We start from the raw sequence: 24,720 nt of genomic DNA, 5'->3' as shown, positions 1-24,720 counted from the left end.
TAGCGCCTAATCCAGGGGGAAATCGCCCTGGGCGCAGACCCCGTTCCAGCAGAGGGCGGGGTCGTCTGTCCAGCGGGCCTCGACGGGAATCCAGACAGGCGAAGGATTGCCAGGGCTGGGTCGCTGCATGGTCACGGCCCCGCGGCCGTCATGGCGGAACTCCAGGCGCTGATCGTCGAGCAGCAGACTCCAGCGCTCTCCCAGCCTCTCCACCAGCAGACTGCAGGCGCGCCACGGGCCTGAGCTCTGGCGACAGCGCAGGGGAATCGGCTCGAGTGGCCGCACAGGTTCACGCTCCGCATGGGACCCTTCGGCCTGCGTCCCACCGGCCGGGGGCCCTTCAGGTGGAGGGCTGGCCAACGCGGGCAGCAGCAGCAGCAAGGCCACCAGGCAGCCGTGACCGAGGCAAGCCAGCATGCGGTGCCCTGCACAACGACCCCTTCAACCTGTCCACGGGGCGGGGATGGGGGCCATTGGGCTGCCAAGATTTAACAAACAACGGCTGTGTCGTGCCCGTCTTCAGCGCTCGCGTGCAGGTCTCCCTGCGACCTTCGGTTCTCGACCCTGCTGGGGAGGCCACCAGGGCGGCAGCGGCCCGCCTGGGGGTGACCAGCCTGCGCCGACTGCGCATCGGCAAGGCGATCGAGCTGGAACTGGAGGCTGCTGATGCCACTGCAGCCAGGCAGCAGGTGGAGCTGTTGGCGCAGCGGTTGCTGGCCAACCCGGTGATCGAGAACTGGAGCCTGGAGCTTCAGGAGCACGGCCAGGTCCAACCCACAGGAGCGCCGCTGTGAGCGTGGGGATCGTGGTGTTTCCCGGCTCGAACTGCGACCGGGACGTGCGCTGGGCCCTGGAGGGGTGCCTGGGGCTCGAAACCCGTTTCCTCTGGCATGAAGAGCGCGACCTGGGCGGGCTCGATGCCGTGGTGCTGCCGGGGGGCTTCAGCTATGGCGACTACCTGCGCTGCGGCGCGATTGCTCGCTTTGCTCCCGTGCTCGAGGAGGTGCGCAGCTTCGCCGAGGCCGGAGGGCCGGTGCTTGGCATCTGCAACGGCTTCCAGGTGCTCACCGAAATGGGCCTGCTGCCCGGGGCACTCACCCGCAATGGCCGCCTGCACTTTCTGTGTGAGCCTGCTCTGCTGGAGGTGAATCCCGGCCCGTGCCGCTGGCTGCAGGGCTACGGGGAGAAGGAGCGCATCAGCCTGCCGATCGCCCATGGAGAAGGCCGCTATCAGGTGGAGGCTGATGATCTGAAAGCCCTGGAGGAACACGGCCAGGTGGCGATGCGCTACGCCGCCAACCCCAATGGATCAGTGGGCGATGTAGCCGGCCTCTGCAACAGAGCCGGCAATGTGTTGGGGCTGATGCCCCACCCGGAGAGGGCCTGTGACCCAGTCCTGGGGGGCATCGATGGCAGCCGGCTGCTGCAGAGCCTGCTCAGCTGACGGCAGCGAAGAAGTCTTTCGACTTCACGGGGTCGGGGTTCATGGTCTTGTCGCCGGGCTGCCAGTTGGCGGGGCAGACCTCATCGGGGTGGCTCTGCACGTACTGGAAGGCCTGCAGCACCCGCAGGGTTTCGTCGACGCTGCGGCCCACGGGCAGGTTATTGATCGTGCTGTGCATGATCACGCCTTCGGGATCGATGATGAACAGACCGCGCAGGGCGACGCCGGCGTCTTCGTCCAGCACCTCGTAGGCGCGGGCAATCTCCTTCTTGAGATCGGCCACAAGTGGGTAGCTGATGTCGCCGATGCCGCCATTCTTGCGGTCGGTCTGAATCCAGGCCAGGTGGCTGAATTCGCTGTCCACGGACACGCCCAGGACTTCGGTGTTCTTGGCGGCGAAGTCGCCGTAACGGTCGGAGAAGGCGGTGATCTCCGTGGGGCACACGAAGGTGAAGTCGAGGGGATAGAAGAACAGCACCACGTACTTGCCGCGGTACTGGGAGAGGGAGATCTCCTTGAACTCCTGATCCACCACGGCAGTGGCGGTGAAATCAGGGGCCTGCAGGCCGACGAGGCGGGTCATGCGCAAGTGCGAGCGAAGGGGGTGGAGGACGCCATCGGGCTCAGCTGAGCGAACTCGATCCGACTTCCAGTTACATCCTACAATTTATCACAAGCTTCTGCAGGCCAGGCCATAGGCTGGCAGCAACTCGTGGAGTTGATGGAATGGGTTGGGATCCAGGCGTGCTGCGCAAATACAACACCACAGGCCACTTCCGCCTGCTGAGCCAGCTGCGCGGCGAGCTCAAGGCCCATCCCCTGGTGCGCCCCAAAGAGGGCCAGACCATCGGTGAAGTGAATCGCAGCAAGGGGCTGATCCGGGCGATGGAGGCCCGGGGCACCGGTCGCAGCCGCCGCGCCGTGGCGGCGGCCCAGGCCGCAGCGGCCTTCCCGGTGGTAGTGAGCGACGAGAGCCTGGAGGCCGCCCAGCGCGACCCTGAACTGGGCCTGTTGCCCAACGCCACCGCTCTCGACTGAATCAGCTGGGGCTCAGCGCAACACGACACAGGTCTTGTTCAAAGACCCAAGAAACGCTGGTCATGCCAGGAGAGGCCAAGGCGGCATGGCTCGGGGGAGACTTGAACTCCCGACCTTGGGGTTATGAATCCCACGCTCTAACCAGCTGAGCTACCGAGCCCTACTGGCCTCTCCAGCCGGCTGACTGTATCAGGCGCGGGGTGGCAGGAACTGGAGCGGGTTGGCTGCACCCCGGGAGGGGGGATGGATCTCGAAGTGGAGGTGGGGACCCGTGCTGCGGCCTGTGCTCCCCATCAGCGCAATCAGGGTGCCCTGGGCCACGTCCTGGCCGGCCGTCACCATCAGGCGGCTGTTGTGGGCGTAGAGGGAGCGGCTGCCGTCTGCGTGGGCGAGGGTCACCAGATAGCCGTAACCGCCGTCATGCCAACCGGAGAAGGCCACTCGGCCCCTGCGGGCCGCCACGATCGGCGTGCCCACGTTGTTGGCCACATCAATGCCCTTGTGCATGCGTCCCCAGCGCCAGCCATAGCCGGAGGTGAACACGCCCTTGGTGGGCCAGATCCAGCCATCGGGAACAGGCTGTCTGCTGTCGAAGCTGTTGTTTTCCGTGCCGAGGCCAGGAATCTGGGGCCAGCTGAGGCCGCCGCTGGTGGAGGGCTTCAGGCCCAGGACTGCCCGCTGCCGGACCGGTTCGGCCTGGACCAGCTTCACTTCATTGCCGGCCACCAGACGGGCGGTCTGCATGCCGGGGTTCAGCTTCAGCAGCTCAGCCATGGTGAGGCCGTAGCGCTGGGCGATGGCCATCACGGTATCGCCGAGGCGCACCACACCCTTGGACTGCAGCGGGGGAGGGGACTGAAGGGGAGGCGTGCGGCGCAGCTCAGAGGTGTCGACCGAGGCCAGCAGCTTCACGGCGCGGGTCTGCTGCGCCGGTACCACCAGCCACTCACCGCGATCAAAGCGATGGTCGGTGTCCACGTCGTTCAGATTGGCCAGCCGCTCGCTGCCGATGCTGAGGTCGCGGGAGAGCTCATCGATGCTCACCGGCTGGCGCACCTTCACCCAGAGCTTCTGGGCGCTGGGGCGTGGCCGGGCCGCCAGCAGGGTGTCGATCGAGGCGTCATCCGACTCTGCGGGAGTGAAGGCCTGGGTGACGGCAGGCACGGTGGCCGCCAGGGCTGCAGAGAGAAGGATGGACGTTTTGATTGGTGACAAAGGCTTCAAAGGTTGTTCCCCAAAACGACAAAGCTCAGTAGAGAAGCCGAGATCCCTGAGCCGCGCAGACCGTAGCGGACGAGCCCCCCAGGATCAAGTGCGTCTCGACACGGAATCCATCGGGACGGTTGCTCCCGCCCGCTGCCCAGGGACCGCACCAGGCGGGGGCACGCCTGCCTCAGCCTGGGATCTCAGCCGCTGATCGGCTCCTGCTGACGCAGGGCCTCGAACAGCACAATCCCCACCGACACCGACAGGTTGAGGCTGCGCACCCCGCCCTCGGGATGCTGGCGTGAGCGAGCCATCGGAATGGTGATGGCCTCGTCGGCCTGGGCCAGCACGGGGGGGGGCAGCCCATCGCTCTCGCGGCCGAACAGCAGCCAGTCGTCGGGCCGGAAGCGGATGGCGGTGTAGGGGGTGGTGGCGAGGGCGCTGAGGGCCAGCAGCCTTCCTCCGCACTGCTGGCGCTGACGCTCGAAGGCGGCCCAGTCGGCGTGGCGGCTGAGGGGCACGTAGGGCCAGTAGTCGAGCCCGGCCCGCCGCAGGCTGCGGTCGCTGATCTCGAAGCCGAGGGGCTCCACCAGATGCAGCTCCTGGGCCGTGGCGGCGCAGGTGCGGGCCACATTGCCGGTGTTGGGCGGAATCTGGGGCTGATAGAGCACGATTCGTGGCATGGGATCAGCGCGGCACAGGCTCACTGATGGCCTGCAGGTCAAGGGCCCGGCCGGCCACCACCAGCCAGGAGCGCTGGCAGCGGCGGGCCAGTTCCTGCTCCAGGGCGCCGAGCCGGTCGCGGAACAGGCCGCCGATCGCCGTGGGGGGGACCACGCCCCAGCCCGTCTGCTCACTCACCAGGATCAGCCGTCCCGGGCAGGCTTCCACGGCGCTGGCCAGGGCCTCCACACTGGCCTGCCAGCTGAGCGGCGGCTGCTCCAACCCCCAGGCCACCCAGGAGCCGAGCGCATCCACCAGCGCCAGTTCAGTCGGCTGCAAGTGGCTCAGGCCCTCCGCCAGCCCCTCCTGCAGCTCCGCCAGAGCCCAATGAGGCGGGCGGCGTTGGCGGTGGATCTCAAGCCGGGCCTGCCAGTGGGGATCCTCGAGATGGCGCCCGGCGGTGGCGACATACAGCACCGGTCCGGGATGCTGCCGTGCCAGGTGCTCGGCCCAGCGGCTCTTGCCACTGCGGGCCGGGCCGGTGACCAGCTGACGGCGGGGGGCCAGGGCCCCGCCGCTGGAGGCCGGAGAATCAGCCGCCACCATTCATGTTGCGCAGGGTGGCCACAGAAGAGGGCGACACGCGGTTGAGGTAGCGGAAGATCCAGTACTTGAACACCGTGGCCAGGATCACCGGGAAGGTGGCAATGAACAGCAGGATGAAATTCGCCTGGGCGGGAAGACCGAAGTGGTTGGCCACCCCATCCAGCAGCACGGTCCAGCCCTCGGGGCTGTGAAAGCCCACAAAGATGTCTGTGAACAGAATGATCGCAAAGGCCTTGGCGCTGTCGCTCAGGCCATACACCAGTTCATCCAGAAAACTGCGCAGCACCTGCAGGTCGCGGCGCCACACCACGCACACCAGCACGAAGCCCACCAGCCCGCCCAGGTCGGCGAGCACGTTCTTGATGGCGTGGGTGCTCTCCTGATCCGCCTCCTGTTTCAGCTCCTGGGCGCGCTGGGCCAGCTTGGTGTGCAGCTCGGTGGCACTGGGCAGCTCCTGGCCCCTGAGCAGCGAATCGAATTCGATTTCGGCCCGGTACACCCGCAGTTGCTCGACGGCCCGCTCTTCCAGCTGGGGTTTGGGGTAGCTCAGAAAGGCATAGTCGGTGGCGAAGCGATCCACCAGGGGCGACACAACATAGGTGCGGCTGATCTGCTGCACGAGCACAGGCACCAGCACCAGCAACAGCAGAATCCGCAGCGACACCAGGGTGGAATCGCGGCGCCGGCGGAAGCCGGCCACCATGTTGGCCTCAGCCTCCGGATCGAGCTGGCGGCGCACCTGGTTCACCACGCCCAGCAGGCTGCGGGGCAACACCTCGGGTGTGCGGCTGATGGCGGGCAGGGGATTGCGCCTGCCGTCGTAGCGTGCCAGCACCGATTCGATCAACTGCAGCTGGCGCAGCTCCTGGCCGACCAGCTCACTGCGATGCTGCCCCAGGCTCGCCAGGCTCTGCCGGCAGACCTCCAGGGCCGCCTGGAAACGGCGCAGCAGCTGCGCCTGGGCGCCGGCGGGCAGGGGCAGCACGATCTCAGGCCGCACCGGGCGGTCGTTGTAGTGCTCCAGCTCGATGGTCTGAATCAGCAGGGCAGCCTCATAGCCCCGCTCCAGGTCGTGGCTGAGGTCGAGCGCCTGGGCGCGGCGGAAGGAGCCGAGCCAGTTGGTGATGGCCATGGATGCTCAGCGGGAGAAGACCCACCAGGTGGCCATCGGCACCACCGTGCCCACCACCAGCAGCACGATCACCCAGGTGAAGGCCTTGCTGTCAGCGGTCTCCTCCCGGGTGGGCACATTGGTCGGCAGTGTGGAGGCCTCCACCTGCAACGGCTCGCCGGGATCCTCTCCGGTGTCCAGCACGGTCTGCAGGCGGGCGATGCCATCGAGGCTGGCCTGGCGGAAGCGGGCCCCTTCGCGGATCGGCTGGGCCATGGTGGTGCGGGCCGTGCTCTTGAGCAGCTCGGCGTTGAGCCGGCTGTCGAGGGCCGCAGACGCCACCACGGCGGCGGTGTTGGTCTTGGTGTCGATCAGAAACAACAGCTGGCCCTTGTCACTGCCCTGCACCGCCCAGCGCTCCAGCAACTGCTGACCGAGCTGGCGCAGGCTGATGCCGTAGTCCAGCCGCTCCACGGTGACCAGATGGGCCTCCACCTGGGCGGCCTGCAGAGCATCCAGCTCCCGGCTCAGCTCGCCATTGGCGGCGCGGCTCAGCACCTGGGCCTGATCAAGCACCCGCTCCTGGGGCGCACCGGCAGGAAAACTCGCCGCCGACACAGCCAGGGCAGGGGTGGCGGCCCCGAACAGGAGCAGCAGGCTCACCAGCGCCGCCCAGCAGCGCCGCAGGCTGGGGCCGATGGGGCGTGGCTGGGACAGGGGCATCATCAAGGGCCTGGGCGCGCGTGCCTTTAGTTTGCCTGCTCTGGCCAGGCCTGGCTGAAGGTCGCCTGGTTCCCATCGCGCCGCCGCTGCCATGAGCCTGCCCGCGCCAGCGAAGCTGTGCCTCAGCTGCGGGCTGCTTGGCCTGGCGCTCACGGTGTCGAACCAGCTCACGGCCGGAAGCCTCAGCCCCCCCCTGGAACGGGCCGGCGTGCTGGCCAGCCTGCTGGCGGTGGGGCTGATGCTGGTGGCCGTGCTCTGGACCAGGGCCGTGCCGGAAGCGGCGGCCCGCGCGCCGCTGACGGGCCGGGAGGGGTTGGAGCTGGCCGAGGGGCTCTCCGCTGCCGTGGCCGAGGAGCTGGGCTGGGGCAGCCGGATGCTGCTCACGGCCACCCCCGCCGCCGTGGTGCTGGTGCAGTGGAACCAGAACTGCCTGCTGCGGCGTGGCCTGTTGGCCGACACCCCCTTCACGCCAGGGGCCATCTGCCGCCAGGCCATGGCCAGGGGCCGGGTCATCTCCCTGGTGAACCTGGCGCTCTACCCCGGCCGGGAGGAATTTGCGGCCCTGTTGCCAGAGTTGCCTGCCGTGGTGGTGCAGCCGCTGGGGGAGGCGGGTGTGCTGGTGGTGGGGGGCTGGGCGCCGCGCTGTTTCAGTCGCGCCGACCTCACCTGGATCGAGGGCTGGAGTCAGCGGCTCACAGAGCGATTGGCGGGCGTTTGCGCTCCCCCCGGGGTGCCGCCGGATCCGGCCCCAGGGACGGAGCGCGGGGAACCTGCAGCTGGGTCCTGACGCGACCGGAGCCACCGCCCCCGAAGCGGACAAAGCCATTCTCCGCCACCTTGCCCGTGAGGCGATCGGCCCGGGTCAGCTGCTTGTTGGCCTCCCGGCGCAACACCACGCCACCGCTAGCCTCCAGGGCCCCACTGTCCCAGTTCCACTGGCAGCGCTGGGCGGTGAGGCGGTCACCGGGTTGGCTGAGCTGGCAGCCGGAGCCCACCACGGCCAGGGAGGTGCCGAAATCGATGCTGAGTTGATCCCCCACCAGACGGGCTTCCCCCATCTGGGCCTCGAAGGGCGAGTCGGTGCTGAGCAGGCGGCGGGGGAGGTCGATGCGGACGTCCCGGGCCGTGAGTGTGCCGTTGCGGTCGGGGTCGTCCACCCGAACGGGGCCCTGCAGATCGATGGTCTGGCGGCGGGTATCGGCGGTGAGCGACGGTGCGGTCAGCCGCTGGGGAGCGCGGTCTGGCAGCTGGCGCTCGCCCCGCACCGGCCCGCGGCCCTGCAGGGAGCCGGTGCGGGGCAGCCAATCAACGCCTTCCATGGCCAGGCGGAGGGGATCGGGCCCGCTGCGCACCAGGGTGGGAGCACCCCGCAGCTCCAGGCGATCGGCATCGATCAGAAAGCGCGCCCGCTGGCTGGTGAGCCGCAGGTCGGCCTGGGTGGCCACGGGGTTGCGGTCCAGTTCCATCAGCTCGCGGGCCGGATACCAGCGCACCCGCTGGGCGGTGATCACCAGGGGCTCGGCCCCATCCTCGAGCCGCTGCAGCCGGGTCGCTCCCTCCAGCTGCACCACCTCGCCGTCATTGAGCACCACGCCGTTGGCGGCCGTGAAGCGGTAGGCCGGCTTGCCGTTGCTGTAGAGCACCCCCTTGAGATCGCGTGACTGAGCCACCCGGCGGCTGAGGTCGTAGCGGGTTTCCGGGCTGGTGAGTTCCCAGAGGGGCCGCCCCTGGGCGTCCTGCTGGCGCAGGTTGAGGCTGCGGAACACAAACGGCTGGGCCGCCTCCGGTTCACGCGGGCGGCTGCGGCAACCAGCCGCCTGAAGCAGCAGAGCCAGGCTGAGCAGGGCAGCGCCGAAACGCCTCACAGGGGGCCGTCGAGCTCGAGCCGCAGCATCACGGGCTCCGGTTCAGGCAGGGCCTGGCCTGGCTCCAGAACGCCCCAGCGCTGGGCCTCCAGCCAGGGGGAGGCCGCCGTGGCCAGCGAGGAACCTGGCCCTGGGCCGGAGTCAGCGTCGCTGCCCAGGGGCTCCTGAGCCAGCTGGGCCAGCATCCGGCCGGAGAGCTCCGGCACCAGCGGCGCCAGCAGCACCGCCACCCAGCGGGCCGCTTCCAGCACGGCATAGAGATCAGCGGCCACCGCCGCCTCCTGGCCCGGTTGCTTCATCTGCTTCCAGGGGGCCTGATCGTTCAGATAGCCGTTGGCGGTGCCGGCCAGCTGCAGCACGGCCTCGGCGGCGCGGCGAAATTTGAGGGCATCGAGACCCTCGCGCACCTCGCCGGCGGCATGGGCAGCCGCCAGAGCCAGGGGGTGCTGGTCGCTGAGGGCGGTGCCGGCTGGTGGCACGGCAGCCGCGAACCACTTGCGGGCCATCGAACTGGTGCGGTTGAGCAGGTTGCCGATCGTGTTGGCCAGGTCGTTGTTGACCAGATCGCTGAAGCGTTGCTGCTGGAAGTCGCCATCGTCCCCGAATGGGATGTCGCGCAGCAGATACCAGCGCACCGCATCGCGGCCGCAGCGCTGCAGCAGCACGTCGGGATCGAGCACGTTGCCCAGCGACTTGCCCATTTTCTGCCCCTCCCGCGTCAGAAAGCCATGGCCGAAGACCCGCTCCGGCAATGGCAGGCCGGCGGAGAGCAGCATGGCCGGCCAGTAGACGGCATGGAAGCGCAGGATGTCCTTGCCGATCACATGCAGCTGGGCGGGCCAGCCCTGCTGCAGCAGCTGATCGAGGTCCGGTGGCGCCGCCCCCGGGGCTGGGTCCTCCAGCAGGGCCGACAGATAGCCCAGCAGGGCGTCAAACCACACATAGAAGGTATGGCCCGGATGGCCCGGCACCGGGATCCCCCAAGGAAGATCGAGGCGGGAGATGGAAAAATCGCGTAGGCCCTGGGCCACGAAGTTCTCCACCTCACGGCGGCGGCTGGCCGGTTCAATGAAACCGGGCTGGCGGATCAGGCTCTCAATGGCCTCCTGGTAGCGGGAGAGCCGAAAGAACAGGTTCAGCTCATCGCGCCATTCCAGGGGCTTGCGGTGGATGGAGCACTCCGGATCCTGGGCCTCGTGGGGATCGTCCTTGAACTCCTCGCAGGCCACGCAATACCAGCCCTGCTGCCGGCCCTCCACCACATCGCCACTGGCCTCCACCCGGGCGAAGAACTGCTCCACCAGCTGGCGGTGGCGGGGGTCGGTGGTGCGGATGAAGCGGTCGTGGCTGATCTGCCAGCGCTGCCAGAGATCCCGGTAACCGGCACTCACCTGGTCGCAGTGGTCCTGGGGGGAAACGCCGGCGGCCTCGGCGGTGCGTTGGATCTTCTGGCCGTGCTCGTCGCAGCCGGTGATGAAGGTGACCCGCTCACCCCTCAGGCGCTGGTAGCGGGCCATGGCGTCGCAGGCGATGGTGGTGTACGTGCTGCCCAGGTGGGCGCGGTCGTTGACGTAATAGAGCGGGGTCGTGAGGGTGTAAGACATGCGGCGGGAAATGGCCCTGTGCCGGTGCCGGATCCTACTGAGCACTCCGCTGCCTCCTCCGCCGATCAACCCCATGCAAGACGAGCGGTTTCCCATCGTGGTGTGGGGCGGCGGCAGCGGCGGTGTGGCGGCCGCCCTGCAGGCAGCCCGGGCCGGCAGTGCCACCCTGCTGCTCACCCCGGGGGGCTGGCTGGGCGGCATGGTGAGCGCCGCCGGCGTCTGCTGCCCTGACGGCAACGAGCTCAGCCCCTGGCAGAGCGGCCTCTGGGGGGCCCTGCTGCGGGAGCTGGCCCGCCGCGAACCCGGTGGGCTCGATCACGACTGGGTGAGCTGCTTTGGCTACCGGCCGGCCACGGCGGAGGCGATCCTGCGCCACTGGGTGGCCGGCACAGAGGGGCTCACCTGGTGGCCCTGCTGCCGCCTGCGGCAAGTGGATCGCCAGGGTGACCGCATCAGCCGGCTGCTGGTGGAGCGCTCGGGCCCTGGGGGGCCTGATGGCGCGGGAGCCCCTGCGGACACCGTGGCGCTCCATCCTGAGCTGGTGATTGATGGCAGTGATCGGGGCGAGTTGCTGGCCCTGGCCTCGGCCGGTTTCCGCCTCGGCTGGGAGGAGCAGGAGCTCTGGCAGGAGCCCAGTGCCCCGTCGCGGCAGCGCCTCAGCAGCGAACCCTTCTTTCAGGCCCAGCCCGTGCAGTCGCCCACCTGGGTGGCGATGGGCCGCCTGCGCGCCCAGCAGGGGTGTCCCGCCGGCAAGCGCAGCCTGCCGCCACCCTTCGCCGGTGCCACCAGCCGCTTCGGCCTGGAGCGCACCCTCACCTATGGCCGCCTGCCCGGCGACCTGGTGATGCTGAACTGGCCCCTGCACGGCAACGACTGGCACGGCCAGGGCGACTGGCCCAGTCAGCTGGAGCGGGCCTTCAGCCTTGAGGCGGCTTCAGATCCCTGCGCCCAGGGAGAGCTCGAGCAGGCGATGCAGGCCCATAGCCTCGCCTTTGCCGCCGCCCTCGAGGAGGCCAGCGAGGGCTGGCTGCAGCTGGCCGAGCTGTTTCCCCTGCACCCCGGCAGCGCCGACCTGGCGGGGCCGTCGCCCCTGGCCCTGATGCCCTACTGGCGCGAGGGCCGCCGGCTCAAGGGGCTGAGCACGGTGCTGGAGCAGCAGCTGCTGCCCCAGGCCGAGGGTGCCTCCATCGCCCCCCTGCCCTGGCGGCAGGGCCGCATGGAGGCGATCGCCGTGGGCAACTACGCCAACGACCACCACTACCCAGGCCCCGACTGGCCCCTGGCCCCGAAGAGCTGCCGCTGGGGCGGGCGCTGGAGCGGAACCCCCTTCTGCATGCCCTATGGCGCCCTGGTGAGCGCCGACACGGTGAACCTGCTGGCAGCCGACAAGGCCACCAGCGTGAGCCACATGGCCAACGGCGCCACCCGCCTGCAGCCCCTGGTGCTGAACGTGGGTCAGGCCGCGGGCCTGGCGGCGGCCCTGTGCCTGCGGCTGGGCTGTCGGCCGGCGGAGCTGCCGGTGCTGCAGCTGCAGCAGGCCCTGGTGCAGGACACCCTGGCGCCGGCTGGCCCCCTGCCCCTGTGGGATACGCCCTGGCATCACCCCCACTGGCGGCAGCGCCAGCTGGCGGCCCTGGCGGATCCGGCCCTGGTGGGAGTCGATGGCGCCCTGGCCCGGGGCGGTCGCGCCGAACGCGGTGCAGATCTGGACCCCCACCAGGCCCCGGCCGAACCCCACGAGCAGATCTGGTCTGGCCTGTTGACCCCAACCGGCGACGGAGGCTACGTGCTGGAGCAGCGAACCAGCCGCTGGCCCGTGATCAGCCTGGAGCCGGCCCTGCACGGCTGGCTGCAGGAGTTGTCCGGTCCTAGGCAGCTGAGCCTGGTGGGCTGCGCCAACCCCTGGGGCCCCTGGTTGCGGGTGTCGAGGCTGGCGAGCTGATCAGCTCCTGGCGATCAGTCGCAGCTGGTCGCGCAGCGGATCCACCTGCTGCACTCTCACCAGCAGGGAATCGCCTGGCTGGGCCCCCGCTGAGCACTCCGCAGCCAGATCCATGGCCAATGTCTCCAGGTGCAGCAGACCAAGCCCGTCCTGGGGCCGAAGCCAGCGCAGGAAGGCCGCCTCCCACTGCTCGCTGCGATGGGCTTCGAACCACACCTGCTGCCAGTGGCGCTGATCGTCACGGCTGATCTGGATGCCCTGGCGGATCGGCGCCTCGATCGCCTGGAGCACCTCCTGGAGGGCCTCGGCATCGAGGGTGGGCTCCCCCTGCTGCTGGGCCCAGATCTGGCGCTGCACCAGCAGGTCGCCGTAGCGGCGGATCGGCGAGGTGGCCTGGACATAGGCCTTGAGGCCGAGGCTGAAGTGCGGGCTCGGCTGGCTGCCCGTGTGCCCGCGGCTGAGGCAGCGCTTGAGGGCCGCATGGCGCACCGGCCCGGCGGGGAGGGCCTTGAGCTCGGCGTCCGGTGGCAGTTCGGCCGGCAGCTGGCTGCGGTAGGGCAGGGCCAGCCCGTGCTCCTGCCCGTAGCCCGCCACCACGGCACCGGCCAGGATCATGGCCTCGGCCACCAGCTGCCGGGACGCCCCGGGCTCGGTGATTTCCAACTGGGGCTCGCCGTCAGACACCCGGATGCGTCCTTCCGGCTGATCCATCAGCAGCGCCCCCTGGGCCAGCCGCCACTGGCGACGCCGCTGCAGCAGCAGATCCAGATCGCTGAGGTCCGGGTCCTGCGGTGGCGCCAGCTCGATCAGCTCATCGGCGTCGGCATAGCTGAGCCGGTAAACCGGCCGCACCCAGCTGCGCAGCAGGCGGCTGCTGGCCACGGCCCCTTCCTCGGTGAGTTCCACCCCCAGGCTCCAGGCGGCATTGCGGCAGCCGGCCCGCAGGCTGAGGGGCCCGGTGGCCAGGGCCGTGGGGAACATCGGCAGGGTGCCGCTGGCCAGGTAGAGGCTGCTGCCGCGGCGCCGGGCTTCCAGGTCCAGCGGTGACCCCGCGGCCACCAGGCGGCCTGGGTCAGCCACGTGGATCCACAGGCGCAGGCCGCCCTGCGGCAGGCGTTCGAGGGCGAGGCCGTCGTCGATGTCCCGGGTGTCGGGGTCATCGATGGTCACGCAGTGCTGATGGCTGAGATCCAGGCGTTGCTCATCGCCGGGCTGGGGCTCGGCAGCCTGGGCGATCAACCGCTCGGCTTCCGCCTCCAGCGCGGCGCTGAAGCCCTGCTGCCAGCTGCTGGCCTGCAGGGAAGGCAGGCGGTGGCGGTCCCAGTGGCCCAGGTCCACCAGCAGGTGGCGAATGGCGCCGCCATCGGTCGTGCAGCGGGCCGCGTGCAGGGCGCGGGCCAGCTCCACCGGCAGGGGGGTGTCCTGGTCGCCGCTGGCCCAGGCCAGTAGCAGGTCGAGTTCAGCCTGGTGCTCCAGCGCCAGCGCCTGGCGCTGGATGGGGGCCCGCCGCCGCAGGGCGTCATGCCACTGGGCCTGGCGCTGCTGCTGCCGGGCCAGGCGATGGCGCTCCTGCCTCAGGCGGCGCAGATCGTCGAGGGGTCGGGCGCTGATGCCCTGCTGGCGGCTGCGGAACCAGAGCTGGGGGCCCTGGAGCCACTGCCAGCAGGCGGCCATCACCTGGGGTTGGCGGCTGGAGGCCACCAGCTCGGCCCAGTCGTGAAAGGGCCAGAGGTCCTGGTCTTCGCTGAGCAGAAGCCAGGCGGCGGCGAAATCGCGGCGTCGCGGCAGGCTCTGCGCCACCTCGGCCTCGCTGAAATCCCAGGGGGCAACCCCCAGCCGTGGCGGCGCTGAGGCAGCACCGGCAAGGGGAAGGATCAGCTCCACCTGGCGGCGGGGGAGCTGCTGCTGGCGGTGGTGGAAGCCCACGCTGAGCTCCAGCCTGGATCCCTGGATCTGGAGCACCACAGCGAGGTGGGCACCCCGCTCGTCGCTCACGCCGACCAGATCGCCGGGATGGAGTGCGGCCTGGGCCAGAGGATGCTCAGCCTTCGGGGTTCACGAACGGCAGCAGCGCCACGATGCGGGCCCGTTTGACGGCGTTGGTGAGGTCACGCTGCTGCTTGGCGGTGAGGCCGGTGAGGCGGCGGGGAAGGATCTTGCCGCGCTCGGTGATGAACTTCTTGAGCAGATCGACGTCCTTGTAGTCGATCGGATCACCGGGCTTGATCGGCGATAGACGCTTCTTGAAAAATGAACTGGCCATGGGAGAGAACGAAGGGAGAGGGGGAAGAAGACAGGCAAGGCCGTTGCGTCACCTGGCCACGACCAGCGCGCGGCTCAGGTGGTCGGGTTCACTTGATTTCCTTGTGAACCGTCGACTTGTTGCAATGGGGGCAGAACTTCTTCAGCTCCATGCGTTCGGTGGTGTTGCGGCGGTTTTTCTCCGTGGTGTAACGGGAGACACCAGGAGACCGCTTGGCGGGGTTGGACCGGCATTCGGTGCACTCGAGAGTGATCACGATCCGGACGCCCTTGTTCTTAGCCATGAAGGACGTTGCGCCGCGTGTGCGATGCGAAGGGGACAAGGATGGACTTTACCTTCCCGCCCCACTCCCCCCCGGCTTCCGCCAGTCAGCGGGGGCCAGCCGCCCGTGGCTCCCTAGGATCCGCCCCTGGCTGACGCAGAACGGGAACCATGCGGGTATCGCTCCAGTGGCTGAAGGAGCTGGTCCGCATCCCGGAGTCCGGCCGATTCAGCTGGCCGACGCCTGAGGCCTTGGCGGAGCGGCTATCCGTGGCCGGCTTCGAGGTGGAGGCGATCGAGAACCTCGCCGAACGCGCCGCCGGCGTGGTGGTGGGCCTGGTGCAGGCGCGCGATCCCCATCCCGACGCCGACAAGCTGAGTGTCTGCCGGGTGGACGTGGGCGCCGCCGAGCCGCTGCAGATCGTCTGCGGGGCCGCCAACGTGCGCGCCGGCATCCACGTGCCGGTGGCCCTCGTGGGCACCACGCTGCCGGCGGTGAACCTCACGATCAAGCCGGCTGAGCTGCGCGGTGTGGCCAGCAGCGGCATGATCTGCTCGCTCAGTGAGCTGGGGCTCGAAGGCAGTTCGGGCGGCATTGCCGTGCTTGAGGAGCTCGTGGCTGAGCTGCCGGCGCTGGGCAGCCCGGTCGGTCCGTGCCTGGGGCTCGACGACGTGGTGCTGGAGCTGGCGATCACCGCCAACCGCCCAGACGGGCTGGCGATGCAGGGCATGGCGCGCGAGGTGGCGGCGCTGCTGGGGCTCCAGACCTGCCTGGATGTGCCCCCCCAGGCCTGCGCTTCTGCGCCCCTGCCGGTGAGCCCTGCCAGCCGGCAGGTGATGCAGCGCGGCGGACTGTTCAGCCTCACAGCCCTCACAGGCCTACAGGTGGCAGAGTCGCCAGCGTGGCTGCAGCGCCGCCTGCACAAGGCCGGCATCCGGCCGATCAACAACGTGGTGGACATCACCAATCTGGTGATGCTGGAAACGGGCCAGCCCCTGCATGCCTTTGACCGCGACCGCGTGGCTGCCCTCAGCGGCGGTCAGCCCGATCCGGCCCTGCTGGGTCTGCGCCAGGCCACGGATCAGGAGCCGTTCACAGCCCTGGATGGGGAGAGCCGCCAGCTCAGTGACGAGGCCCTGGTGGTGACCTATGCCGACCAGCCGATCGCCCTGGCCGGCCTGATGGGCGGCGCCGCCGAAGCCGTGGCGCCCGACACAACCGCCATCTGGCTGGAAGCCGCGGTGTTTGCCGCCCAGGACGTGCGCCGCTCGGCCCGCAGTGTGGGCCTGCGTACAGAGGCCAGCAGCCGCTTTGAGAAGGGCCTGCCCCTGGAGGCCACCCTGGCCGCCAGCGACCGGGCCTGTCAGCTGTTCCAGCAGCTCTGCGGCGCCCGGGTCGAGCAGCGCTGGCTGCAGCAGCGGCCCCTGAGCCCGGCAGCTCCCCTGCACCTGCGCCGCGATGCCCTCAACAACCTGCTGGGCCCGGTGCTGATCGAAGGGCAGCCCCAGGATCTGGAGGACAGCCGCATCGAGGCAACCCTGGCCGCCCTGGGCTGCAGCCTGGAGCCCGACGACGAGGGCTGGACCGTGCAGGTGCCCCCCTCCCGGGCGATCGATCTACAGCGGGAGGTGGACCTGATCGAGGAGGTGGCGCGGCTGGTGGGCTACGACCAGTTCGCCAGCCACCTGCCCGACCCGATGGAGCCGGGCGGGCTGGAGCCGGCCCAGCAGGCGGAGCGGCGGCTGCGCCGAGCCCTCTGTGGCGCCGGCCTGCAGGAGCTGTGCAGCTTTTCCCTGGTGGCCGAGGCACCGGGCCGGTTGCCGCTGGCCAATCCCCTGCTGGCCGACTACGGCCATCTGCGCGACAGCCTGCACGGAGAACTGCTGGCGGCGGCGCTGCGCAACCTGCAGAGCGGCCAGCAGGGCTTCTGGGGCTTTGAGATCGGCGCCGTGTTCACGGCAGACGGCGATCAGCGCCAGCTGCTGGCCGGGGTGATCTGCGGGGAGCGCCGCTCAGAGCGCTGGACCAGCAGCGGCAAGCCCTGCCCCCCCGATTACTTCCGCGCCCGCGGGATCCTGCAGCAGGGGCTCGCGGCCCTGGGCCTCAGCACCGAAGACCGCCCCCTCGCCGACGAGACCCTGCTGCATCCGGGCCGGGCGGCCCAGATCGTGCTGGAAGGCCGCCCGGCCGGCTGGTTCGGTGAGCTCCACCCCGCCGAGGCCGATCGGCTGGACCTGCCCCAGGGCTGCCATCTGTTCCAGTTGGAGCTGGCTCCCCTGCTCGCCGCCGCCACCCGTGCCAACCGCTGGCAGCCGGCGTTCCGTCCCTTTGCCACCGTGCCGGCGGCGGAGCGGGACCTCGCCCTCGTGGTGCCGCTGGCCACCCGGGCGGCCGCCCTGCTGCAGGTGATGCGCAAGGCGGGCAAACCGCTGCTGGAGCAAGTGGAGCTGGTGGACCGCTACCAGGGCGCCCAACTGGGCGCAGACCAGTGCAGCCAGGCCTTCCGGCTGCGCTACCGGGAAGCCGGCCGCACCCTCACCGACGCCGAAGTGGAAAAGGCCCATTCCAAGATCCGTCAGGCCCTGGAAACCCAGCTCGGGGCACAGCTGCGCAGCTGAGTCGCCTGCCGGCGCCCTCAGCCGTGGGCGGGTGGCCTGGCATCGGATCGGCGCAGCACGGCCAGAGTTTCCACGTGGCTCGTCTGGGGAAAGAAATCCAGCGGCTGCAGCTGATCCAGTGCGAACAGCTCGCCTTCCAACAGCAGTGCCAGGTCGCGGGCCAGGGTGGCAGGATCGCAGCTGAGGTAGAGGAGGCTGGCGGGAGGCTGGTGGCGCAGCGCCTCCAGCACCGCCGGCTCCAGCCCCTTGCGGGGAGGATCGAGAAACACCGCCTGGCAGCGCTCCAGCCAGGTCGGCAGCAGCTCGGCCACCGCTCCAGCCTCAAAGCTCGCCACAGCCTCGAGGCCATTGGCCGCCGCGTTGTGTTCGGCCAGCCGCACCGCCTCGGGATTGCGCTCGAGGCCGTGGACGCGCCAGCCGCAGCGCGCCAAGGGCAGGCCGAAGGTGCCGATGCCGCAGTAGGCGTCGATCAGCAGGCCGGGCAGCTGGCTGGCCAGGGCGTTCTGCAGCAGGGGCACCACCCGTTCGGCCTGGGGGGTGTTCACCTGAAAGAAGGTGTCGGAAGCGATGCGCAGCTCCAGGCCGGCAAAGCGCTCCACCAGCCAGCTGCGGCCCGCCACCAGCTCCGTGCAGGGGCCCAGCAGGGTGTTGGTGGCCAGGGGCTGCAGGTTGAGCGTCACCCCCACCAGCTCCGGCCAGCGCTTCAGCCAGCGGTCCGCCCAGCGGGGCAGCTGATCCAGCTCAGCGTGGCTGCTCACCAGGGTGAGCAGCAGTTCTCCGGTGTGCTGCCCCAGCCGCAGGGCCAGATGGCGCAGACCGCCATCGGCCTCCAGTTCCCGGTCCACCGGCCAACCGGCGTCGCTGAGATCGGCCTTGAGCGGAGCGATCAGGCCATCGAGCCGCGGATCGAGCACCGGGCAGTGGTTCATGTTCACGATCCGGTGGGTGCCGCGGCGGTAGTAGCCCGCCCGCACCAGGCCGTCATCCCGGCGTTCCAGCGGGATGATCGCCCGGTTGCGGTAGCCCAGGCTGGCCGGTGCGGCCACAGCAGGAGCCACGCTGCTCTGCAGCCCCCCCAGACGTTCCAGGGCCTGCTGCACCCGGCTGCCTTTCCAGGCCAGCTCCGCCCCATCCTCCAGATGCTGCAGGCTGCAGCCGCCACAGCGCTGGGCCAGGATGCAGGGGGACTGACGGCGCTCGGGGGCCGGTTCGATCACGCCCACCAGCTCGGCAATCCAGTGACGCCTGGCCCGGTGCACCAGCTGGGCAGCCACCATCTCGCCGGGCAGGGCGCCTGGCACGAAACAGGCCATGCCATCCACCCGGCCCACGCCCTGGCCGTCATGGGTGAGACCATCCACCCGGAGATCCACCCGTTGCCCCACCGTTGTGCTCACCACTGAGCCTCGACCCTAGGCCGTGCAAAGGGGCGTTACACCTTGAGTGCTGATGTCGGCTTGGCGCGCCGGAGTCGATACAGTGACGCCTGCATCTGGTCGCTGCAATGAGCGTCGTTCGGGATCTGATCCTTCAGGCAGACGACCAGCTTCGCTATCCAAGCGGCGGCGAGCTGCGATCGATGGTGGACTACCTCAGCGGCGGCGCCCGGCGCCTGGCGGTGGTGCGTTCCCTCACCGACAACGAGAAGAAGATCGTTGACGAAGCCGCCAAACAGCTGTTCAGCCGCAAACCCGACTACGTGGCTCCCGGCGGCAATGCCTACGGCCAGAAGCAGCGGGCTCAGTGCCTGCGCGATTACAGCTGGTACCTGCGCTTGGTCACCTACGGGGTGCTGGCTGGCAGCACCGAACTGATCCAGCAGATCGGCCTGGTGGGAGCCCGCGAGATGTACAACAGCCTGGGCGTGCCGATGCCCGGCATGGTCGAGGCGATGCGCACCATGAAGGATGCCGCCCTCTCCCTGCTGTCCACCGACCAGGCCGCCCTCGCCGGTCCCTACTTCGACTACCTGATCCAGGGGATGCAGACCCCCACCTGAAGCCTTTCGGCTCCGGCACTCAGCGACTCACCACCTCCCAGGCCCCACGATCTGCCGCACCCTGCAGCTTGTGGGGCTTTTTCGTGGCGAACGCTGCCGCTGCATTGGGCGACGCGTAGCGAGCCACTTTTCGCATCCAGCTCGTCCCGCCCTGGTCTCTCGCCGGGACCCAGAGCGAGTCCCAGGAGAGATGATCGAGCCACCCTCAAGGCCTCCACCCAGATCTGTCGCATAGGGGGACATCGGTAGCCAGCCAACAAGCCACGCATGTGTCCCCCGCCAGCAGAGCAGCTCAAGATCCTGAAAGCAGGCCCTGGCGCCGAGCCTGGAACCACTGGCCACCGAGGCTGCTCAAGCCATTGGACCAAGCCAGAGAAACCCTGGGCGCGCTCATGAAGACAGTCTCAGCGGTCGCGCGTGAGTCCCTATCACAGTCTCGCTAAGAGCCGTAACTGGGACTCTCTAGAGAGCCCAGCAGGTTGGCGACTTCCTTCCCTGCCAGCGACCCTGCGTACCTGCATTAGACACAGGTACGCAGGGTCAGAGAGTTCAGTGTCTGCAGTGTCTTTCAACAGCAGGGCCAGTTTCTGGACACGATGCGAGAGGCTGTCTGGACAAGGCAATCCTCGCTCCTGAGCCCATGCATCAGTGTTGAGCCGTCTCCATGCGCAGCTCACCAGGGCTTGCGGGAGTGGACGGGAAGCCGTTCAAAGCGTAACGACGAGTGTCTGCCGCGAGCGAGCAGCCGAGTCAAGGCTGGTTCCTCCAGGGTCCAACGGCCCGGAAAGCGCAGGTGAAAACACTGAAAAAACACGATCCCACCTGTCGCTCTCAGGTCCCAGTCGGGACGCGCAGGTAGTCCCACATGGGACTGGCAAGAACAGCGTAAGACGCAGGGGCGACTCCGCGCTCCAGCCGGGTGGTGTCTCCAGCCAATCAGGTTGAACTGCGTCTTTGGGCCCCCACGCACTCCGTGTGCGAAGTCGCCCGCCCGCAAGGCTGGACGGGCGCCCCCGTTTCTGCGCCAGCGAATTCGATGGCTTGTGACAGGACGATCGGGGGGCCAAGCGAGAGGCGCAGGCGTCTCAGTCAGGTCTCGGCAAGGGACCCATAGCGGGACTCGACCGGGTCGTGTGAGATGCCTATGTTCGATGCCATTCCCGCCTCTGACGGACATCAGCATCAGCGCGTGCGGTACAGCTCCTTGAGCAGCTGGTAGGCCTCGTTCAGGCGACGCATCAGATCATCCGACCCTCCCGCGTCTGGATGGTGGGCCATGGCCATCTCGCGGTAGGCCTCGCGGATCTGGGGCAAGGTGAGTCGTTCGCCCGGATCCGTGGGCAGCTCCAGCAACTTCAGGGCCCCCAGCAACGTCATGGTGTGCTCCAGGCTCTGGAACGAAGTGCCGCTGCGGCGCTGGCGGAAACGGTGCACGAAGCGTCGGATCAGCGTGGGGATGCGGAGCTCGAGGGTGGCACTGCTGAAGGGGTCTTCCAGCACGCCGGCCATCACCATCACCTTGGCGAAGCTGGCCGGACCCTCAGGCCAGGACGGAGCCACCAGACGCATCACCTCCCGGCCCAGCGACCAGGTGAACAGCCGCCCCTCGCTCTGGTCACTCTGGGGCCAGATGTCCTGGGCGATCCAGAGCATCGCGGCCTCGAGCACCGGCGCCGAGGCGGGCTGGGCATAGAGCTCCTGCCAGTGCTGATCTGCCCTGGCCAACGCCAGGGTGAGGCGTTCAACCGGCACCTGGGGCATCGGCTCCAGGCGGGTGGGGGGTTGCTTGGCCTCTGGATCGAGGCTGCGCCGCAATTGGTCACTGCGGCGTTGCACGAAGCCCGGCAGGTCGATGCCGCGCCTGGACCGGCGGGAGCCTGAACCACCGCTGGACTCAGGGTCCACCCGCTCGTCGGCGGCGGGCTGATCCCGGCGTGACAGCTCCGAGAGGGGATCCACCAGCAGCTCTCCCGGTCGGCTGCCGGCCAGGAGTACAAGGGCGCCGCATTCATCGAAATCGCCGTTCTGCTCAGGCGACGCTGCGGAGGATCCTGCCGCCGCTGACAGCGGCGGGGCCAGGCTGGGCGGGTCACCTGCCTGGCAGGGGTGCTCCACTGGTGCCGCCGACACGACTGCCACGCCAGGCTGGGGCGGCTCCAGAGCAGGTGGATCGACGACTGACTGGCCGCCTGAGCCTGCCGAGGGTGCTGCGGCGTCGGCCCCCAGCTCCAACTGCTGTGGTGCCAGGGATGCAGAGCCATAGAGATCCACCTCCTCGCCCTCAGGACCGAGCAGGTGGTGCAGAAGCCGCTCCAGCACAGCGCCGCGACTGCGGCAGCCGAGTTCTGATTTGAGCACGTCGATGCGGCTCACCAGCTCGGCTGAGAGGCGCAGGCTGACCTGCTTGAAGTCCCTGGGGTCGTCGTCAGCCATGCCGCCCCGAGCCCGGGAGCCAGCTCACCGCTGCATCAGCTCACGCATGATCCGTCGCTGGGCATCGAGGGCCTCCTGGTAGCGATCGAGCAGATCGGGATTGACCGTGGTGGCGGCCTGTCCCCTTGGCAACGCAGCTGGGCGGGTGACCGCAGGGCCGGGGCGCGCGGCCTGGGGAGCGGGCATGACGCGGGCGGGCGCGGGGTTGACTGCCCTTGGTGGGGCGGCCGCCCTGGGAGCCGGGGCCGGCTGGCGGGGAGCGGGAGCCACTGGCCTGGGGGCAGGAGTGGCCGGGCTGGAAGCGGCCTGGGCCTGTTGCCGCGCCTGCACCATGGCGAGCTGGCTGATCGGAACCACACTCAGCAGATGGCCGGGCGTGGCATCAGCGGGGTAGACGAGACTGACGCGCACCGGATAGCTGCTCCCCCCACCAGGAAGATTGAGCGTGGCGAGGGAGAGACTCTCGCCCGAGCGCATACCCACATGGACCTCCTGCAGTCCTTCGGGTGTGCGGATCTGAATCGAGCCGCGGAAGGCGGTGAAGGTGTTGACGCCCGGGATCGTGGGATGACTCATCACCAGCTCGTAGGGACCGGAACCTTTCAGGTTGAGATCCACATCGAAGCGCACGCCGTAGGTGCCGACGTTGTCGAGAGAGGAATCGATCATGCGGCTGGCCAGCTGGTTCACCTGCACATCACGGGTGCCGAAATGATGGCGGTCAGTGCTGGTGAGCGGCACATGCAGGGGACCTTGGCGCTTCAGGTCATGGGTGATGGAGGCCTGATATTCATCCCCCAGGGCCACCCCGCCGACCCGGGAAAACACCCGGCGATTCTTGATCGCGGCGAGCTGATTGAGATACACGCGCCCAGGTGCCAGGCGTCGTTGATCCAGAACCCTGACCAGATCTGCATCGCTGTAGGGATTGCTGGCAGCCACCACCGCCATCTGGAACGGCCCGTTGCTGCGTCCCCGCAGCAGGGCATTGGCGATGCCGAGGGCCGGCAACTGGGTGCGGAACAGCACCACGCGGCTGCGGGCGGGGATGGTGATCGTCTCACTGAGACCACGATCCAGACTGCCCCGCAGCATCTGGACCGCCGTGGCGTCCCCGGGGCCGGTGTTCCAGGGGCGGACACCCAGGGGTTTGACGCCCATCAGGTTGTTGGCCAGGTAGGGCGCCTCGAAGCTGTTGCGAACGGCACCGCGATCAAAGCTGATCTGAATGGGCCGTTGGCCCGGGTTGATCAGGATCAGCCCAAGGGTGAGCTCGGTGCGGCGCTCACCGGGGCGGATCTGCTTGCGGTAATCCGGGAAATATTTGTGGTGCATGTGCACCCCGAAGTCACCGTTGAAGGTGAACTCAGCGTTCTTCAGGGCAGCGCCGTTTTCTGCCGCGTAGGTCACCCCTGGTTCCGTGGTGATCAGAATGCCCGGACCCTCCACCTCCTCGGGCTGGTTGGAGTGCAGCACCGGTACGCTGTTGAAGTTGCCATTGAGTGCCCTGGCCCGTTGACCGGCCATCAGGGCCACGGCCGCCTGGGCGGGCTGGGCAGCGACCCCCACCGTGGCAATGGCCACCACCAGGACCATGCGACAGAGGCCGCCTGGGTTGGGCAGCAGCCTTGGAGCAACCAACGATCTCAATCGTCTAAGGGGGGAGAGTGCTGTGGTGCTGCGGTGCCCTTGGACGGGTCGGCGCCGCAGAGAATGCCTTGGAGAGCAGAAGCCGTTCAGGGAGCAACCACGCAGGCGAGGGCCATGCAAGGACGTCCGCGGCGCTGCATCTGAGCGGGAGAATCCGGATCACCTTACCGGAGCCGATCCCCGCTGGGTTCAGCCGCTGCTCCGCCGGGGCATGGATCGAGGGCCCGCTCTCAGGCGGGCCTGGCCACCGCTAGAACCTTGTTCTACGACTCCACTTCCATGTTTCCCCCCTTCGGTTGCTGTGGCCCTGCTGAGGCCGCCGGCGATGGTCTGCGCCGCCACCAGGAGCGCAAGCTGCGCATGCTGCGCTTCTGGCGCGATGGCATCGAGCGCCAGCTGGCGGCGGTGAGCGCGGCGATCAGCACCCTGGAACAGCAGATGCAGCGGGATGCTGCTGAACCTCAGGGCTGAGCAGCCAGCCCCGCAGCTCGGCGAGCCCCTTGCGCAGCCGGCGTTGCACCGTCATGGGGCTCACCTGCAGGGCCGCTGCCGTTCTCCTGTAACTCCAACCCCCCAGGATCACCTTCTCCACCACGAGCCGCAGGGGTTCCTCCAGCCGGGCCAGCAGCAGCGCGGGAGCCTCCTGTGAGCCGTGGTCATGGTCCTCGTGGCTGGCGCCATCCCCGTGGCCGGCCTCAAGCTGCAGCTCCTCCAGCGAGGGCAGACGCACCAGTCGCTCGGCGGCCATCAGCTGCTGCCAACGGTCCTGGCTCAGGCCCAGCTGGCGGCGCAGCTCCTCCTCCGTGGCGGGGCGATGGTGGGTGGCGAACCACTCAGCTCTCAGCCGGGCCAGCCGCTGCCGCTGTTCATCGAGGCGCCGGGGCAACCGGATCGGCAGAGCCACGTCGCGGAGGTAGTGGAGCAGGGCCCCCCGGATGTGGGGCCGGGCGAAGGCCTCGAAGGGCGTGGCCATGGCGGGCCGGTAGAGCTCGGCGGCCCGCAGCAGGCCCATCAACCCCACCTGGATGAGGTCGTCGAGGGGTTCCGGGCAACGGTGGTGGTAGTGCAGGGCAATCGGCCGCACCAGGGCCCTGTACTGCTCCACGCGGCGGTTGCGGGCCGCGACGCCGCTGGCGCCTGGAGCTGGGGCGAGGCCAGCGACGGATTTGGAACGAGTGGCTGTAGAGGTTGTCATAGGAGGGTGCCAACGGAAGAGTGGCTAAGAGCAACCCCATCGGGCTGCCTTGTTTCCAGCGACGCCCATCCCCCGCTGCCCTGGCAACCGTGGAACCA

Annotated in this window: 24 protein-coding genes and 1 tRNA gene; 8 read left to right on the top strand and 17 right to left on the bottom strand. The window is 69.1% G+C overall.

Annotated elements, in window-relative coordinates:
* Window positions 1-6: 6 nt before the first annotated feature.
* On the bottom strand, window positions 7-285 hold the full coding sequence (locus CyaNS01_RS06415; RefSeq protein WP_186699738.1) for a hypothetical protein: 279 nt from the start codon (window positions 283-285) through the stop codon (window positions 7-9).
* A gap of 224 nt (window positions 286-509) precedes the next feature.
* On the opposite strand from CyaNS01_RS06415, the gene purS reads away from it, so the two are divergent.
* Together purS and purQ are read left to right on the top strand one after the other, a co-directional pair.
* A complete protein-coding gene (purS, locus tag CyaNS01_RS06410; protein WP_186699736.1) occupies window positions 510-794 on the top strand; it encodes a phosphoribosylformylglycinamidine synthase subunit PurS in 285 nt (94 codons plus the stop codon).
* Window positions 791-1,444, top strand: a complete 654-nt coding sequence (gene purQ / locus CyaNS01_RS06405) for a phosphoribosylformylglycinamidine synthase subunit PurQ (RefSeq protein WP_186699734.1) — start codon at window positions 791-793, stop codon at window positions 1,442-1,444. The genes purS and purQ overlap by 4 nt, the downstream gene beginning before the upstream one ends.
* On the opposite strand, the gene CyaNS01_RS06400 is transcribed toward purQ, so the two are convergent.
* Window positions 1,437-2,027 carry a peroxiredoxin gene (locus CyaNS01_RS06400; protein WP_186699732.1) on the bottom strand — a complete coding sequence of 197 codons (591 nt, stop codon included), beginning with the start codon at window positions 2,025-2,027 and terminating at the stop codon, window positions 1,437-1,439. The two genes, purQ and CyaNS01_RS06400, sit on opposite strands and share 8 nt — an antisense overlap.
* A 143-nt stretch (window positions 2,028-2,170) precedes the next feature.
* On the opposite strand from CyaNS01_RS06400, the gene CyaNS01_RS06395 reads away from it, so the two are divergent.
* Window positions 2,171-2,482, top strand: a complete 312-nt coding sequence (locus CyaNS01_RS06395; RefSeq protein ID WP_186699730.1) for a hypothetical protein — start codon at window positions 2,171-2,173, stop codon at window positions 2,480-2,482.
* A gap of 86 nt (window positions 2,483-2,568) precedes the next feature.
* On the opposite strand, the gene CyaNS01_RS06390 is transcribed toward CyaNS01_RS06395, so the two are convergent.
* The 6 genes from CyaNS01_RS06390 to psb32 all read right to left on the bottom strand — a co-directional run bounded on the left by CyaNS01_RS06390 (window position 2,569) and on the right by psb32 (window position 6,791).
* Window positions 2,569-2,642, bottom strand: a tRNA-Met gene (locus CyaNS01_RS06390).
* 29 nt (window positions 2,643-2,671) lie between these two features.
* Entirely contained in the window at window positions 2,672-3,646 is a 975-nt protein-coding gene (locus CyaNS01_RS06385; RefSeq protein WP_225875862.1) for a M23 family metallopeptidase, read from the bottom strand.
* Between the two features lie 242 nt (window positions 3,647-3,888).
* Window positions 3,889-4,371, bottom strand: coding sequence for a tRNA (cytidine(34)-2'-O)-methyltransferase (locus tag CyaNS01_RS06380; protein WP_186699726.1), 483 nt, complete (start codon window positions 4,369-4,371; stop codon window positions 3,889-3,891).
* 4 nt (window positions 4,372-4,375) lie between these two features.
* On the bottom strand, window positions 4,376-4,957 hold the full coding sequence (gene cobU, locus CyaNS01_RS06375) for a bifunctional adenosylcobinamide kinase/adenosylcobinamide-phosphate guanylyltransferase (RefSeq protein WP_186699724.1): 582 nt from the start codon (window positions 4,955-4,957) through the stop codon (window positions 4,376-4,378).
* Window positions 4,944-6,089 (bottom strand): proton extrusion protein PcxA, encoded by a 1,146-nt coding sequence (gene pxcA, locus CyaNS01_RS06370; protein WP_186699722.1) that lies wholly within the window; start codon window positions 6,087-6,089, stop codon window positions 4,944-4,946. Before pxcA ends, cobU begins: the two co-directional genes overlap by 14 nt.
* A gap of 6 nt (window positions 6,090-6,095) precedes the next feature.
* Window positions 6,096-6,791: a photosystem II repair protein Psb32 gene (gene psb32, locus CyaNS01_RS06365; RefSeq protein ID WP_186699720.1), complete on the bottom strand. Its 696-nt coding sequence runs from the start codon at window positions 6,789-6,791 to the stop codon at window positions 6,096-6,098.
* A gap of 91 nt (window positions 6,792-6,882) precedes the next feature.
* Between psb32 and CyaNS01_RS06360 the strand changes: the two genes are divergently transcribed.
* The gene (locus tag CyaNS01_RS06360; protein WP_225875861.1) at window positions 6,883-7,578 is read left to right on the top strand and encodes a cofactor assembly of complex C subunit B; all 696 of its coding nucleotides are present in this window, start codon (window positions 6,883-6,885) and stop codon (window positions 7,576-7,578) included.
* Here the strand turns inward: CyaNS01_RS06360 and lptC are convergent.
* Window positions 7,484-8,656 (bottom strand): LPS export ABC transporter periplasmic protein LptC, encoded by a 1,173-nt coding sequence (gene lptC, locus CyaNS01_RS06355; protein WP_186699718.1) that lies wholly within the window; start codon window positions 8,654-8,656, stop codon window positions 7,484-7,486. The genes CyaNS01_RS06360 and lptC overlap by 95 nt on opposite strands.
* The gene (gene metG / locus CyaNS01_RS06350) at window positions 8,653-10,260 is read right to left on the bottom strand and encodes a methionine--tRNA ligase (RefSeq protein WP_186699716.1); all 1,608 of its coding nucleotides are present in this window, start codon (window positions 10,258-10,260) and stop codon (window positions 8,653-8,655) included. Before metG ends, lptC begins: the two co-directional genes overlap by 4 nt.
* A 73-nt stretch (window positions 10,261-10,333) precedes the next feature.
* Here metG and CyaNS01_RS06345 point away from each other — a divergent pair, with 73 nt between their 5' ends.
* The gene (locus CyaNS01_RS06345; protein ID WP_186699714.1) at window positions 10,334-12,202 is read left to right on the top strand and encodes an FAD-dependent oxidoreductase; all 1,869 of its coding nucleotides are present in this window, start codon (window positions 10,334-10,336) and stop codon (window positions 12,200-12,202) included.
* Here the strand turns inward: CyaNS01_RS06345 and CyaNS01_RS06340 are convergent, their stop codons facing one another.
* The 3 genes from CyaNS01_RS06340 to rpmG all read right to left on the bottom strand — a co-directional run bounded on the left by CyaNS01_RS06340 (window position 12,203) and on the right by rpmG (window position 14,748).
* Window positions 12,203-14,197, bottom strand: a complete 1,995-nt coding sequence (locus CyaNS01_RS06340; protein ID WP_225875860.1) for a ribonuclease catalytic domain-containing protein — start codon at window positions 14,195-14,197, stop codon at window positions 12,203-12,205.
* Between the two features lie 46 nt (window positions 14,198-14,243).
* A complete protein-coding gene (gene rpsR, locus CyaNS01_RS06335; RefSeq protein ID WP_010308434.1) occupies window positions 14,244-14,465 on the bottom strand; it encodes a 30S ribosomal protein S18 in 222 nt (73 codons plus the stop codon).
* 88 nt (window positions 14,466-14,553) lie between these two features.
* A complete protein-coding gene (gene rpmG / locus CyaNS01_RS06330) occupies window positions 14,554-14,748 on the bottom strand; it encodes a 50S ribosomal protein L33 (protein ID WP_186699712.1) in 195 nt (64 codons plus the stop codon).
* A gap of 149 nt (window positions 14,749-14,897) precedes the next feature.
* Here rpmG and pheT point away from each other — a divergent pair, with 149 nt between their 5' ends.
* The gene (pheT, locus tag CyaNS01_RS06325) at window positions 14,898-17,345 is read left to right on the top strand and encodes a phenylalanine--tRNA ligase subunit beta (RefSeq protein WP_186699710.1); all 2,448 of its coding nucleotides are present in this window, start codon (window positions 14,898-14,900) and stop codon (window positions 17,343-17,345) included.
* Between the two features lie 17 nt (window positions 17,346-17,362).
* On the opposite strand, the gene rlmD is transcribed toward pheT, so the two are convergent.
* A complete protein-coding gene (gene rlmD, locus CyaNS01_RS06320; RefSeq protein ID WP_225875859.1) occupies window positions 17,363-18,742 on the bottom strand; it encodes a 23S rRNA (uracil(1939)-C(5))-methyltransferase RlmD in 1,380 nt (459 codons plus the stop codon).
* Window positions 18,743-18,849: 107 nt separating this feature from the next.
* Between rlmD and CyaNS01_RS06315 the strand changes: the two genes are divergently transcribed.
* Window positions 18,850-19,344, top strand: a complete 495-nt coding sequence (locus tag CyaNS01_RS06315; RefSeq protein ID WP_186699708.1) for an allophycocyanin subunit alpha-B — start codon at window positions 18,850-18,852, stop codon at window positions 19,342-19,344.
* Window positions 19,345-20,526: 1,182 nt separating this feature from the next.
* Here the strand turns inward: CyaNS01_RS06315 and CyaNS01_RS06310 are convergent.
* Both CyaNS01_RS06310 and CyaNS01_RS06305 read right to left on the bottom strand, forming a co-directional pair.
* Window positions 20,527-21,777, bottom strand: coding sequence for a J domain-containing protein (locus tag CyaNS01_RS06310; RefSeq protein ID WP_186699706.1), 1,251 nt, complete (start codon window positions 21,775-21,777; stop codon window positions 20,527-20,529).
* A 24-nt stretch (window positions 21,778-21,801) separates the two neighbouring features.
* The gene (locus tag CyaNS01_RS06305) at window positions 21,802-23,373 is read right to left on the bottom strand and encodes a DUF3370 family protein (protein WP_186699705.1); all 1,572 of its coding nucleotides are present in this window, start codon (window positions 23,371-23,373) and stop codon (window positions 21,802-21,804) included.
* Between the two features lie 333 nt (window positions 23,374-23,706).
* On the opposite strand from CyaNS01_RS06305, the gene CyaNS01_RS06300 reads away from it, so the two are divergent.
* Window positions 23,707-23,898, top strand: a complete 192-nt coding sequence (locus CyaNS01_RS06300) for a sigma factor SigF (protein WP_186699703.1) — start codon at window positions 23,707-23,709, stop codon at window positions 23,896-23,898.
* Here CyaNS01_RS06300 and CyaNS01_RS06295 read toward each other — a convergent pair.
* Complete coding sequence (locus CyaNS01_RS06295) at window positions 23,846-24,622, bottom strand: sigma-70 family RNA polymerase sigma factor (RefSeq protein WP_186699701.1); 777 nt, start codon at window positions 24,620-24,622, stop codon at window positions 23,846-23,848. The genes CyaNS01_RS06300 and CyaNS01_RS06295 overlap by 53 nt on opposite strands.
* Window positions 24,623-24,720: the final 98 nt, after the last annotated feature.

Origin of the sequence: Cyanobium sp. NS01 (assembly GCF_014280235.1) — a bacterium.
GTDB lineage: Bacteria > Cyanobacteriota > Cyanobacteriia > PCC-6307 > Cyanobiaceae > NIES-981.
Note: the sequence above shows the minus strand (reverse complement) of the source record. Positions and strands in the feature narration are given on the sequence as shown.